Annotated in this window: 13 protein-coding genes; 9 read left to right on the top strand and 4 right to left on the bottom strand. The window is 74.3% G+C overall.

Translation table 11 applies throughout. The features are described from left to right. The first annotated feature begins 114 nt into the window (after positions 1-114). The 3 genes from IE124_RS14040 to IE124_RS14050 all read left to right on the top strand — a co-directional run bounded on the left by IE124_RS14040 (position 115) and on the right by IE124_RS14050 (position 2,866). Positions 115-726: a hypothetical protein gene (locus tag IE124_RS14040; RefSeq protein WP_189508047.1), complete on the top strand. Its 612-nt coding sequence runs from the start codon at positions 115-117 to the stop codon at positions 724-726. Continuing rightward, positions 723-2,324 carry a serine/threonine-protein kinase gene (locus IE124_RS14045; RefSeq protein ID WP_189508048.1) on the top strand — a complete coding sequence of 534 codons (1,602 nt, stop codon included), beginning with the start codon at positions 723-725 and terminating at the stop codon, positions 2,322-2,324. Before IE124_RS14040 ends, IE124_RS14045 begins: the two co-directional genes overlap by 4 nt. Positions 2,325-2,467: 143 nt before the next feature. Next, on the top strand, positions 2,468-2,866 hold the full coding sequence (locus IE124_RS14050) for an LppU/SCO3897 family protein (protein WP_189508049.1): 399 nt from the start codon (positions 2,468-2,470) through the stop codon (positions 2,864-2,866). Between the two features lie 96 nt (positions 2,867-2,962). Here IE124_RS14050 and IE124_RS14055 read toward each other — a convergent pair whose 3' ends face one another. Then, positions 2,963-3,352, bottom strand: a complete 390-nt coding sequence (locus IE124_RS14055; protein WP_189508050.1) for a hypothetical protein — start codon at positions 3,350-3,352, stop codon at positions 2,963-2,965. 182 nt (positions 3,353-3,534) lie between these two features. On the opposite strand from IE124_RS14055, the gene IE124_RS14060 reads away from it, so the two are divergent. Then, positions 3,535-4,263, top strand: a complete 729-nt coding sequence (locus tag IE124_RS14060; RefSeq protein ID WP_189508051.1) for a DUF2625 domain-containing protein — start codon at positions 3,535-3,537, stop codon at positions 4,261-4,263. Beyond that, a complete protein-coding gene (locus tag IE124_RS14065; protein WP_189508052.1) occupies positions 4,260-4,760 on the top strand; it encodes a GNAT family N-acetyltransferase in 501 nt (166 codons plus the stop codon). The genes IE124_RS14060 and IE124_RS14065 overlap by 4 nt, the downstream gene beginning before the upstream one ends. Here IE124_RS14065 and IE124_RS14070 read toward each other — a convergent pair. Further along, on the bottom strand, positions 4,757-5,557 hold the full coding sequence (locus tag IE124_RS14070; protein ID WP_189508053.1) for a tetratricopeptide repeat protein: 801 nt from the start codon (positions 5,555-5,557) through the stop codon (positions 4,757-4,759). The genes IE124_RS14065 and IE124_RS14070 overlap by 4 nt on opposite strands. Before the next feature lie 9 nt (positions 5,558-5,566). After that, entirely contained in the window at positions 5,567-7,990 is a 2,424-nt protein-coding gene (locus IE124_RS14075) for a YfhO family protein (RefSeq protein ID WP_189508160.1), read from the bottom strand. 132 nt (positions 7,991-8,122) lie between these two features. Here IE124_RS14075 and IE124_RS14080 point away from each other — a divergent pair, with 132 nt between their 5' ends. The 4 genes from IE124_RS14080 (at position 8,123) to IE124_RS14095 (ending at position 11,102) form a co-directional block, all read left to right on the top strand. Further along, on the top strand, positions 8,123-9,118 hold the full coding sequence (locus IE124_RS14080) for a glycosyltransferase family 2 protein (RefSeq protein ID WP_189508054.1): 996 nt from the start codon (positions 8,123-8,125) through the stop codon (positions 9,116-9,118). A gap of 80 nt (positions 9,119-9,198) precedes the next feature. Beyond that, positions 9,199-9,855 carry a SurA N-terminal domain-containing protein gene (locus IE124_RS14085; protein WP_189508055.1) on the top strand — a complete coding sequence of 219 codons (657 nt, stop codon included), beginning with the start codon at positions 9,199-9,201 and terminating at the stop codon, positions 9,853-9,855. A gap of 72 nt (positions 9,856-9,927) precedes the next feature. Continuing rightward, positions 9,928-10,890 carry a nucleoside triphosphate pyrophosphohydrolase gene (locus IE124_RS14090; protein WP_189508056.1) on the top strand — a complete coding sequence of 321 codons (963 nt, stop codon included), beginning with the start codon at positions 9,928-9,930 and terminating at the stop codon, positions 10,888-10,890. Then, positions 10,887-11,102, top strand: coding sequence for a hypothetical protein (locus IE124_RS14095; protein WP_189508057.1), 216 nt, complete (start codon positions 10,887-10,889; stop codon positions 11,100-11,102). Before IE124_RS14090 ends, IE124_RS14095 begins: the two co-directional genes overlap by 4 nt. Positions 11,103-11,110: 8 nt before the next feature. On the opposite strand, the gene IE124_RS14100 is transcribed toward IE124_RS14095, so the two are convergent. Beyond that, the gene (locus tag IE124_RS14100; protein WP_229832442.1) at positions 11,111-12,328 is read right to left on the bottom strand and encodes a globin domain-containing protein; all 1,218 of its coding nucleotides are present in this window, start codon (positions 12,326-12,328) and stop codon (positions 11,111-11,113) included. Between the last annotated feature and the right edge of the window lie 43 nt (positions 12,329-12,371).

Below are 12,371 nucleotides of genomic sequence, written 5' to 3' on the forward strand. Positions count from 1 at the left end.
ACCGTTGTCGGCGACGGTGTATACGCTCGTCCCGGATCCGCCCCCGATCCGCATCGATCCGGGGCGATCCGCGCCGATCCGTTCCGATCCGTTCGAGCAGGAGCAGCAGCCGAGATGTACGGCCACCCGCAGGCCCCGCAGCCGTCGCCGCCCGGTCCCGCCTCCGGTGCCTCCGGTGGCCTGATCGCGCTGCGCGTCCTCTTCGTCGCGCTGCCGCTGCTCAGTTGCGGCTTCCTCGCCTGGGCGCCGATGCTGCGCCTCGCGATCCTCACGCGCACGGTGCGGGACTGGGTGTTCTTCGGGCTGGCCTTCGTCGTGGCCACCGCGCTCTTCGTCTACATGGGCGTCACGGGCGAGAAGGAGACCACCGACCTGGAGGCCGTCATCGGGGTCGGCATGATCCTGGCCCTGGGGGCCGGTTCCGTCGCCTACTACCTGGTCGGGGAGATCCGGTACTACGAACGCCGCCGCGCGATGCCGGTGCCGCCGCCGTACGGGCCGGTCGGGTACGGGTACGGGCCGGACCGCTCCACCGCCGCGACGACACCGAGCGTGACCCCGGCCCCGGCCCCGTACTTCGGCGCCTCCCAGCCCGCGCAGCCCGTCCAGCCGACCACCGCACCCCGCATCGAGCAGGTCCGCGCCGAGCTCGACGAGCTGAGCGACCTCCTGCGCCAGGACGGCAGGGACAGCAGGGACGGCAGGGAAGGCGAAGGCCGCAAGTGAACGGGCGCGTCATCGGCGGGCGTTACGAGCTCGCCACCGTCATCGGCCAGGGCGGCATGGGTCAGGTCTGGACGGCGTACGACGGCCGGCTCGACCGCCGGGTCGCGGTGAAGCTGCTGCACCCCGCCGGCATCGCGGGGCCCGCGACCGCCGCCGACGAGCTGCGCCGCCGCTTCGTGCGCGAGTGCCGCGTCACGGCGCAGGTCGACCACCCGGGCCTGGTCACCGTGCACGACGCGGGCAGCGACGGCGAGGACCTGTACCTGGTCATGCAGTACGTGGAGGGCGCCGACCTCTCCGACCACCTCGCCGAGAACGACCCGTACCCCTGGGTGTGGGCCGTCTGCGTCGCCGCCCAACTGTGCGCGGTGCTCGCCGCCGTGCACGCCGTGCCGATCGTCCACCGCGACCTCAAGCCGCGGAACGTGATGGTCCGTCCGGACGGCACGGTCACCGTCCTCGACCTCGGCGTCGCCTCCGTCCTCGACACGGACACCACCCGCCTCACCCACACCGGTTCCCCCATCGGCAGCCCGGCGTACATGGCGCCCGAGCAGGCCATGGGCGGCGCGGTCGGTCCGTACACCGACCTGTACGCGCTCGGCGCCCTCCTCCACGAACTCCTCAGCGGGGACGTGCCGTTCTCCGGTTCGACCGCGCTCGGCGTGCTGCACCGGCACCTGTACGAGCCGCCGCGTCCGATCCGCCAGCTGCGCCCCGAGGTCCCCGAGGCGCTCGAAGCGCTCGTGCTGCGCCTGCTGGCCAAGGACCCGCGCGACCGGCCGTCGGGCGCGCAGGAGGTGTACGAGCACCTCCTGCCGCTGCTGCCCGCGCGCGGCGCCCCGGCGGGGCCGATGGACCCGACCCGCCCGTTCCTGCGCCCGCACGCCCCCTGGCCGGACCGGACCGCGGCGCAGGCGCCCCAGGCGCCGCCGGCCGCCCCACCCGTACCCGCGCAAATTCCCGTACAGCCGCCGTCCCCGCCCGCGGACCCCCGGATGTACGCGACGACGCCCCCGCCTCCGTCGAGGCCCCCCAGGCCCGATGTCGCCGCCGCCGTCGACGAGGTCAAGCGGCTGCTCGCGGAGGGGTCGTTGACGCAGGCCGTCGACATCCTCGGCGGCATCCTGCCCGCAGCCGCGGCGGAGCACGGCGAGGGTTCGCCGGTCGTCCGCATCCTGCGCAAGCAGTACGCGTCGACGCTGATGGACGACGGGCAGTACCGGCGTGCGCTGCCGGAGCTGCGCCGCCTCGCGGAGGACCGAGCCGCGGAGGCGGGCCCGGCGGACCCGCAGACGCTCCAGTTCCGGTACGACGCGGCCGTGTGCCTGGAGCAGCTGGGCGAGACGGCCGCCGCGCTCGCGGAGTTCCGCGCGGTCCTGCCGTTCTACGAGCAGGCCGCCGACCCGGCGCGGGCCTTCGACATCCGGCACCGGACGGGGCTGCTGCACCTGGCGACGGGGGAGCACGCGGTCGGACAGGCGGAGCTCCAGCGGCTGTTGTTCGACGCGGAGCGCGCGTACGGCCCGTATCACCCGCTTCCGGTGGACTTGTGCAGGGCTTTGGAGCGCCAGCGCCTGCTGGGGCCACGCCCCTGACGTGATAGGGGCGTGATCCTGACGGGGCGCCAGAATCACGACTCGGCATCTGATGGGGAAGTGGATCTTCCCCATCCCCTTTGTCGGTTTTGGCGCATGTAACGTTCGCGTCTGATCATGTCCACGTCCTGCAAGGAATCCTCATGACGACGCCCGCCGCGCCCCTCACCCCCGAGCAGCAGCCCGCCGCCTTCGGCGCCCCCGAGGCTCCCTCGAAGGGCAAGAAGATCCTCAAGAAGATCGGCGCCGTCCTCGTCGCGATCGTGGCCGTCCTCGCCTGGAAGTTCGGCGTCCCGTACCTCACGGGCGAGGCACCGGTGCACGCCAAGGCGGGCGAGTGCGTCACGGTGACCGGTCCGGACAACGACCCGAAGGTCGACACCGTCGACTGCGCGGCCGGCAAGGCCGACACGTTCAAGGTCGTCAAGGTCGTCGAGGACACCTTCGACGTGAACAAGTGCGGCACGGAGCTCTCGGCGCTCGCGCAGCAGCTCGAGACGATCAAGTTCGTGCTGTGCCTCGAAGAGGTCGCCGCGAAGTAACACGCGGACGCGTACGCGGAGAAGGGCCGGGACCTCACGGGGGGGTCCCGGCCCTTCTCGGGTCCAGGGCCGGGGCGCGGGCGGCGTGACCGGGCGTCACAGGGGATGGTGGCGGCCCCAGAAGCGGTTCACGAGGGGCGCCGCGATCCCGGTCGCCCACAGCAGCGCGGCGGCCACCCAGTGCCTCGGCTCCTGCCCCAGCGACAGCACGGCGACGACACCCGCCCCGGCGCCCGCGCTCAGGCTCATGGAGGGCCACCACGCGGCGCGGCGCAGCAGCCCGGGCGTGGAGTAGACCGACACGATGAACCCGGCCAGCAGGGCGATCTCGTACCCCCAGCCGCCCTCGGGCAGGCCGTAGTAGTTCGCGCCCCTCCCGTTGCTTCCCTGATGCTCGAACCCCATGTGGACCGCGCCCGCCACACCCCAGCAGAACGCGACCGCGCCCGCGGCGCCGATCGCCGCCCGCCACCCCTGACTGATCATCCGCCGGATGGTACAGCCGTTCGGGTGTGCGGTGACCGGCTCGGCTACGGGGCGTTCAGGCCGCTTCGTGGCGGGGGGTCGGCTCGATGGTCAGCTCGGCGTCGAGCGCCCGCGCCAGCCGCCGCAGGAGCGGGGTGGTGGGCACGGGCCGCCCCATCCCGCGCGCGTGCGAGCATGCTGCGGTGCGTGAACTGAGTGAGTTGATCGAGGTCGAGGACCCGGCGTGGCCGGTGCTCGGTGCGGAGTTGCGGGGCGCGGCCGTGCCCGTCGACGTGCTGGACGCCGATCCGGGGCGTGGGGCCGCCGCGCTGGTGCAGACCCAGGTGACCGTGGGGTCGTTCCTGGGGGCGTTCCTGCTGCGCAGCGGCGGGGCGTTCGTCGACGACGGCTGGCTGCGGGTGTACGGAAGCCCGGCCGCCGACAACCCCCGGCGGCTGCCCTCTCTCGCGCGGGTCAACGGCTACCCGCCCGTGACCGTCCCCGACTGGCATCCGCAGGCCGGGCTCGTCGTGGCCCATGACGTCCTCGGCGGGGCGTTCGTCCTCCAGGCCGGACCCGCCGACCAGGTCGGGCTGCCGGGACAGCCCGGGGAGATGATCTACTTCGCGCCGGACTCGCTCCGGTGGGAGGCGCTGGGTGCCGGTTACGGGGCCTGGCTGTCGTGGATGCTCGCGGGCGGCACGGAGGAGTTCTACGAGAACCTCCGCTGGCCCGGCTGGCGCGACGAGGTCCGTGACCTGGACGGGGACCGGGGGCTCGCCCTCCACCCGCCGCTGTGGTCCGCCGAGGCGCACCAGGACCTGGGGGCCACCAGCCGGCGCATCGTGACGATGGCCGAGCTGCTGGAGCTGGAGCGGGAGACGGGCGCGCAGTTCGACGAGGTCGATCCGGGACCGCTGGGGGCGCTGTGAGCGGGGCGGTCGTACGGACCGGGCGGCTCGACCTCGTACCGCTCGACGTCGCGCACGCCGAGGAGATGGCCGGCGTCCTGGCCGACCCCGCCCTGCACGCCTTCATCGGGGGCGCCCCGCTCACCGCGCCCGAACTGGGCGCCCGCTACGAGCGGTTGGTCGCCGGGTCGCCGGACCCCTCCGTGGTCTGGCGCAACTGGGTCGTGCGGCTGCGCGACGAGGACCGGCTCACCGGGACCGTGCAGGCCACGGTCACCGACGGCGGGCGGGTCGCGGAGGTCGCGTGGGTCGTCGGCACCGACTGGCAGGGGCGCGGGATCGCCCGCGAGGCCGCCCAGGGGCTGGTCGGCCTGCTCGTCGGCCAGGGAGTCCGGACGGTCCTCGCACACGTCCACCCCGGGCACACGGCCTCCGCCGCCGTCGCCCGCGCGGCCGGACTCGCCCCGACCGACGAGGAACAGGACGGTGAGATCCGCTGGCGACGGGACATCCCCTAAGGAGTGTCCCCCCACACCGTCGCGATGAGGGACTCCGCCGCCGCCGGGTCGCCCGCCAGGCGGCCCGCCTCGCGGACCTGGTCCGCGTCCAGGGCCCCGGACTTCGCCAGGTCGACCGCCTCGTGGACGCCGTCGCCCTCGCCGTGCGCGAGCATCGCGAGGAACCAGCGCACCGCCTGCACAGGGTCCGGCTCGGTGCCGAAGCCGTCGCGGTACCAGCAGGCGGCGGCGTGCATCGCGCCCGGGTGGCCGCGCTCGGCCGCCCACAGGTACCAGGTCAGCGCCTCCTCGTCGCGGTCCAGCTCCGACAGCCGGTCGGCGAGCAGGGCGCCGGCGATGTCGATCCCCTCGCGGGTGGCCCGCTCCAGGAGCAGCCTGGCCTCGTCGAAGTCGTCGACGAGCTGGGCGAGGTTGAGGCAGGCGTACGCGTCCCCCGCCTCCGCCGCCGCCCGGAACAGCTCCGCCGCGCGCTCGTGGTCCTCCGGGACGCCGGTCCCTTCGAGCAGCATGTACCCGTAGGTGCGCTGCCCGGCCGGATGCCCGGCCCCGGCCGCCGCGCGGGCGTACCGCACGGCGTCGGGCAGGGCCGACTCGTCGAAGTACTCCAGATAGATCCCGGCCAGCAGCGCGGCCGCCTCCGCCGACCCCGCGTCGGCCAGCGGTACGAGACCGACGGTCACCTGCGTCGCCAGCTCGGCCCCCTCCGCGCTGCCCTCCATGGCGGCCCGCACGAACGCGTGCCCGGCCGCCACCCACTCCCCGGCCTCCGCGGCCTTCCGTCCCTCGTCCAGATGCATGCGACGACCTTAAGGCCGGTCCCGGGAACGCCTGATGGCGGAGGTCAGGCGCCACAGCAGCAGCGCCCCCAGGGCCGCCGCTCCCGCCGCCAGGCCGGCCCGCTGCCCCGGCGGGCGGAACGCGCAGTCGACGGTGCCGGAGGCCGGCACCGGGAGGGCGAGGAGGCCGCCGTACGAGGCGGTGGGGGAGCCCGCGCAGGTCCAGCCCGCGATGTGCGGGGCGGCTATGACCACCGTGCCTGTGCCTGCGAGCGCGCCTGTGCTGCCCGCGCCCGCGCCCGTGCTGCCCGTGCCCGCCGGGAGCGTCGCCCTGATGCCGTCCTGCGTGGGGCGGGCCGTCGTGGCCGCCCCGACGCGCAGCGACGCCACCGCCTCCCGCAGGCGCGCGTGGTCCAGGCAGCCGACCTCGCCCCGCCCGCCGCCCGGCACCTCCACCCGCGCGCCCGCCGTCCGCTGGACCCCCAGTGACGTCATGGCCGCGCTGCGCTTCGGCCGGCCGCCCAGGAGGGCCGCCGTCCGTGACCCCAGCCGGGCCTGGCCCGTGGCGTCGGGCGCCCAGAGGAAGACCTCGGTGCCGACCCGGCAGGCACCCGCGCGCGGGGCCTCGTACACCCGGGCGCCCAGCAGGAGTTCCTGGTTGCGGAAGGGCGACGGGCCGTAGACCGGGGGCGGGCCCGGCGGGCGCACGGTCACGAGCGGGAGGTACGTCTCCGTGCGCTCCACCGAACCGTCCCGCCATCGCGCCCCCACCCCGAAGACCGCGTCCGTCACCGGGTTGTCCAGGCTCAGCAGGTTCCGGCCCCGCGAGGTCCAGCCGCCGCCGAGCGCCGTCAGCGTCCGCGTGAGGACCGCCGGGGTGTGGCTGCTGTAGTACGCGGCGCCCTGCCCGCCCATGAGCAGTGGATCGTTGCCCGCGACCCGGGGCAGTCCCGGGTCCGTGCGGTACGCGGGCCAGCCGTCGGCCGCCGCCAGGGCCGCCGCCCGCCGCTCCTGCTCCGCGCCCAGCGGCGGGTAGTCGTCGAGCCGGGCCGCCCGCTCCCGGTCCGCGTGGGCCGTGGTCGCCGCCGCCTGCCCGAGCAGCGTGCCCGCGACCAGGAGCGCGGCCAGGATCCCGTACCGGCCCCGGCGGGGGAGGAGGAGCGCGCCCGCCACCGCCGCGAGGCCCGCGCCCGCGAGGAGCAGCGCCGTGGGGGTGATCAGGCGGCTCGGCAGGGCCCCGGCCGCGAGCGCGAGGACGACCGCCGCCCCCGCGGCCGCCGACCGCCGGTCCGGGAGGCCGTGGGAGACGGCCGTCCAGGCGGCGAGGACGAGGACGCCGGAGAGGACGAAGGTCTGCCGGTACGGGCTGCCGTTCGGGGTGGCGAAGACATGCCAGACGAGATGGGCCGGGCCCCACTGCATCGAGAGCGCGACCGCCCCGCACAGGCCCGCCCACAGCCACCGCTCACGGCCCGGGACGTCCCGGCGGAAGAGGAGCGTCGCGGCGAGCAGCGGCACCGCCGTGGTGACGAAGGCCGCCGGGGTGGCGAAGCTGTACGTCGCGGGGAGCAGCCGGGCGAGGACGTCCGTACCGGCCGCCGGGTCGAACTCCCTGACCACACCGGGGTACGCGTGACGCGACCCGAGGAAGACGGGGACGAGGACGGGGGCGGCGAGACCGATGCCGAGCGCCGTCGTCAGCGCGGCCCGGAGCAGCGTCCGTACCGGAGCCCGTCCGGAAGGCCCCGCCGTGGCCAGGCGGACCAGGAGCACGAGGGCCGCGCCGAGCGTCGCCATGTACGCGGTGTAGAAGTTCGCCAGCCAGCACACCGCCACCACCGCCGGCCCCAGGAGCGGTCTGCGGCCCTCCCGTACCCACTCGCCGACCAGGCAGAGCAGCGGGAAGGCGATCAGACCGTCCAGCCACATCGGGTTGTACGTGCCCTCCGCGAGCGACCAGCCGCACAGCGCGTACGCCGCGCCCAGGACCGCCGCCCACCACCACGCGCCCCCGGGGCCGGTGCGCCGCAGCAGGAACGTCATCGCCGCCGCGGCGACCGCCGTCTTCAGGACGGTGATCCCGTACACCGCGTACTCGATGTCCGCGCGCGGGAGCAGCGCCACGAGCGGGGCGAAGGGACTCGACAGGTAGGTGCCGTAGTCGGGAAGGAAGCTCGTGCCCCAGCCCGCTCTCCAGTCGAGCAGCAGCCCGCCGTCCGCGCGGCCCCGCAGCAGGTCCCAGAGGTGCGCGTGGAAAGGCACGAACTGGTTCGCGAGGTCGTTGACGGCCCGGTGGCGCGGCCCGAAGGGGAAGACGCGGGCCACGGCGTCGCCGGCGCAGACGGCTGCGGTGGCGAGGAGGGCCGCGAGGGAGAGGGGCCGGGCCGAGAGGGCGCGGGCGGATTTCGAGCGGGCGGAGAGGGCGCGGGCTGTGGGGTTCGGCGTGATCTGCATCTGCATGGCGCATCGAATATGTCAGCGACCACCGGGGAAAGGGCCGGCCCGGCGGGCCAGTTCACTCGATGGTCGCCTCTCCGTCATCCGCGCGGACAGGACGGGTCACCGGGCTCCGTTGTCGTGGTCCGCGTGCTGCTCTCGATCGTGGTCCCGTGCTTCAACGAGGACGATGTCCTCACCCGCTTCCATGCCCGCGTGACCGACGAACTCTCCCGTCTCGACGGGGAGTTCGAGCTGGTCTACGTGGACGACGGGAGCCGGGACCGGACCCTCCCGCTCCTCCAGGAGCTGGCCGCCGCCGACCCCGGCCGCGTCCGCTACGTCTCCTTCAGCCGCAACTTCGGCAAGGAGGCCGCGATGCTCGCCGGGCTCCGGCACGCCGCCGGGGACGCCGTCGTCATCATGGACGCCGACCTCCAGCACCCGCCCGAGCTCGTGCACCGCATGGTCGCCCTGCACGCCGAGGGGTACGACCAGGTCGTCGCCCGCCGCACCCGCGAGGGCGACCGCGTCACCCGCACCCTGACCGCCCGCCTCTACTACCGGGCGATCAACCGGCTCGTGGACGTCGAGCTCGTCGACGGCGTCGGCGACTTCCGGCTGCTGTCCCGCCGTACCGTCGACGCCCTCCTCGGCCTCGGTGAGTACAACCGCTTCTCCAAGGGCCTCTTCGCCTGGGTCGGCTTCCGCACCACGACCTTCTCCTACGAGAACGCCGTGCGCGAGGAGGGCCGCTCCAAGTGGACCTTCGGCAAGCTCCTCAACTACGGGCTCGACGGCCTCCTCTCCTTCAACAACAAACCCCTCCGGGCCGCCGTCCACCTCGGCCTGCTTCTCGTCTCCCTCGCCTCCCTGTACGCCGCCTGGATCGTCGTCGACGCCCTGGCCAGCGGCGTCGACACGCCCGGCTACGTCACGCTCCTCGTCGCCGTCACCGCGCTCGCCGGCGTCCAGATGGTGATGGTGGGCCTCATCGGCGAGTACGTCGGCCGCATCTACTACGAGGTGAAGCGCCGCCCCCACTACCTGGTGCAGGAGACGGAGGCGGGGCAGGAGGAGCGGGAGATGCGGGCCGACACCCGGCGGTCCGGTGACTCGTTGTGGGAAACAGTCGCTCCGAAGTAGTGGCTACGGCCCCGGCGACTCCCTACCATCGATCACCGCAAGGTCGTTCAACTGACGCACGACCAGCCCGGGAGGCTCCTGTGCACCGCCGCGATCGCCGCATTGCTCTCTCCGTCTCCGCCGCGCTCCTCGCGGCGCCGTTGCTCACCGCCTGCGGGAGCGACGCCCACCCAGGAGCGGCGGCCGTCGTCGGCGGCGAACGGATCGAGGTCTCCACGCTCCAGGCGCAGGTCGAGGACGTGCGGGCCGCTCAGGCCGCCTCGCCGCAGGGCGCCCAGCTGCTCGGCACCAGCGGCGACCTCAACCGCCGCAAGCTCAACGGCCTGATCTTCGACCGGGTCGTGAACAAGGTCGCCGCCGACAACGGCGTCACCGCGACCCGCGCCGAGCTCCAGCAGACCCGCGCCGCCTTCGTCCGCCAGAGCGGCGGCGAGGACCGGCTGGCGGCCGCCCTGCTCCAGGAGCAGGGCGTGGCCCCCGACCAGATCGACGACGTCGTCCGCCGCAACGTCCTCATGAACAAGATCGCCGCCAAGCTGGGGATCACCGAGACCCCCGAGGGGCAGGAGAAGCTGACGAAGGTCTTCACCGACGCCTCGAAGGCCCTCGACATCGACGTGAACCCGCGCTTCGGCGCCTGGGACGACGCGCAGGTCCAGCTCGACGGCTCCTACGACGGGTCGCCGTGGCTGCGGCAGGTCAGCCAGGACCCGGGCGCGGCCCAGGCCGGGGCGTGAGACCGGTCCGGGGCGTGAGACCGGTCCGGGGGCGCGGGGCCCGGGGCCGCCCCGTCCGGGTAGGTTCGAGGTGTGACATCTGAGAGCCCCGGCCGCATCGTCCTGCTGACCGCCAGCCACCGCGTGGCGCCCGGACTGCTGTCCTGGCCCGCGTGGCAGGCACTGCACGGCGCGGACCGGGTGCTGTGTCCCGACGAGCACCACCCCCAGCTGCCGTACCTGAAGGACGCCGGGGTCGTCGTCGAGCACGTCCTGCCCACCGCGCAGGAGCTCGTCGAGGAGTGCGCCGGGGGCCGGACGGTCGTGCTGCTGCCCTCCGGCGAGGGCGACCGCGCCCTGACGGACGGACTCGCCCGGCTCGCCGGCTCGGGCCGGGTCTCCATGCCCGATCTGGAGCTGCTCCCCGGCTCGTACGACCTGCCGGGATCCCGCTTGCTGGACCTGGTGCAGGTCATGGACCGGATCCGGCGCGAGTGCCCGTGGTCCTCGCGGCAGACGCACAAGGGGCTCACCAAGTACGGCATCGAGGAGGCGTACGAGCTCGTCGAGGCGATCGAGGACGGTGACCGCGAGGAGCTCCGCGAGGAGCTCGGGGACGTCCTGCTCCAGGTCGTCTTCCACGCCCGGATCGCCGAGGAGGACCCGGAGGAGCCGTTCTCCGTGGACGACGTCGCCGGGACGATCGTCGAAAAGCTGATCCACCGGCACCCGCACGTCTTCGGTGACGCGACGGCCGAGACGCCGGAGGAGGTCAAGGCCCACTGGCTGCGGACGAAGGCCGTCGAGAAGCAGCGGGAGTCCGTGACCGACGGCGTGCCGCTCGGACAGCCGGGGCTCGCGCTCGCCACGAAGCTGGCGAACCGCGTGCGGACGGCGGGGCTCGACGTGGCGCTGCCGGCGGGCGAGGGCATCGGGTACGAGCTCCTCGGCCTCGCCGCCCGTGCGGAGGCGGCCGGCGTGGACCCGGAGGCGGCGCTGCGCGCGGCGGCCCGGACGTACCGCGAGGCGATCCGCGCGGCGGAGGGGCTGGAGTGAGCGGGGAGCGTGCGCGCGGGGCCGGCGTGCGGAAGCCGGAGTTCCCCGACACCCCGCTCGGCGCGTCCCTGCTCGTCCTGCTGATGGGCGGACTCGCGGTGCAGAGCGACACCCCCGGCTGGTTGCGGGTCGTCACCGGGCTGTTGGCGCTCGCGTTCCTCGGGAACTTCGTCGTGGGGCGGGTCCGTGCCCGCGCCTCCCGGGTGGCCTGAGCCCCCGCTCACTCCCCGCCCGGGGCCCGCGCCTCGGGGTTGTGCCACTGGAGCTGCGGCGGGCCGAGGAGGCGTTCGGCGGCGGTGCTCGGGCGGACCGTGAAGCGGCCCACGGCCGGGAGCGTGTCGTGGTGGACGCGGTCAGGGGCGGTGCCGAGCTCCGTGAGGACCTCGACGGTCTCCGTCAGGAAGCCGGGCGGGCCGGCGAGGTAGACCTCGTGCGCGGGCCACTGCTCGCACGCCTGGAGCGCGTGGATCAGCCGCTCGGTGGCCTGGTCGCGCCGGCGTCCGGGGGCCGCGGTGATGTAGGTGACGTTCAGACCGGGGAGACGTTCCTTGAGGGCCTCGGCGTCGGGGCGTCCGTAGAGGTGGTCCTTCGCACGGGCCACGACGAACAGCCGGCCTTCCAGGTCCGGCTCCGCGTCGGCGGCCTCCTCCAGGAGGGCGCGCACGGGGGCCCAGCCCGTACCGGCGCATATATAGGTGCGCAGTCCGCCCGCGGACGTCCGTGCCGTGAGTCCGCCGCCGGCGGCGCTCAGCCGCAGGACCTCGCCGGGACCGGTCTCCTCGACGAGCGCCGTGCTCATCGCACCGCCGGGGATCCGGCTCACATGGAGGTCGAGCGTGCCGTCGTCGCGGGGCGCGTTCGCGACGGAGTAGGTGCGCCAGACGCGCGGGACGCGCAGCGAGCTGACGCTGACGTACTGGCCGGGGAGGTAGGGGAAGGGCTGCCGGGGCCGCAGGGTCAGGACGGCGAGGCTGTCGCCGTACCGCTCGTGGCGGACGACGTCCGCGTCCCACCAGGCGGGCTCCCCGGCCCCGGCGGCCTCTTCGGCGCCCGCCTGCATCAGCTCGACCACCAGCCCGTACGCCTCGGTCCAGGCCTTCTCCGCCTCGATGGTCCACGCGGACCCGGCGGCGTGCGCGAAGGCGCCGATCAGACTCTCGCCGACGGCGGCGTACAGCGCCGGCGAGGCCAGGAACTTGCGGTGGTCGCGGCCCAGATGCCCCAGGTAGGCGGCGAGTGCGGGGTCCTCCAGGTGCGTCACCACATGCGTCAGCGCCGCGAAGAGCCGGTCCCGCTGGGGGGCCATGTCCTCGGGGAAGAGCGCGCGCACTCCCGGGTTGTTCCAGAAGAGGTGCGAGTAGAAGAAGGTGACGGCATGCTCGGCCCGTCTCTCGACGACCGCGAACGTGCTTCTGATCAGCTGGGGATCCACTGGCATGAATCTAGGGCACGTCGGGCACCTCATGATCACAGGTTCTCCA

The organism is Streptomyces narbonensis, from assembly GCF_014649015.1.
GTDB classification, from domain to species: Bacteria; Actinomycetota; Actinomycetes; order Streptomycetales; family Streptomycetaceae; genus Streptomyces; species Streptomyces narbonensis.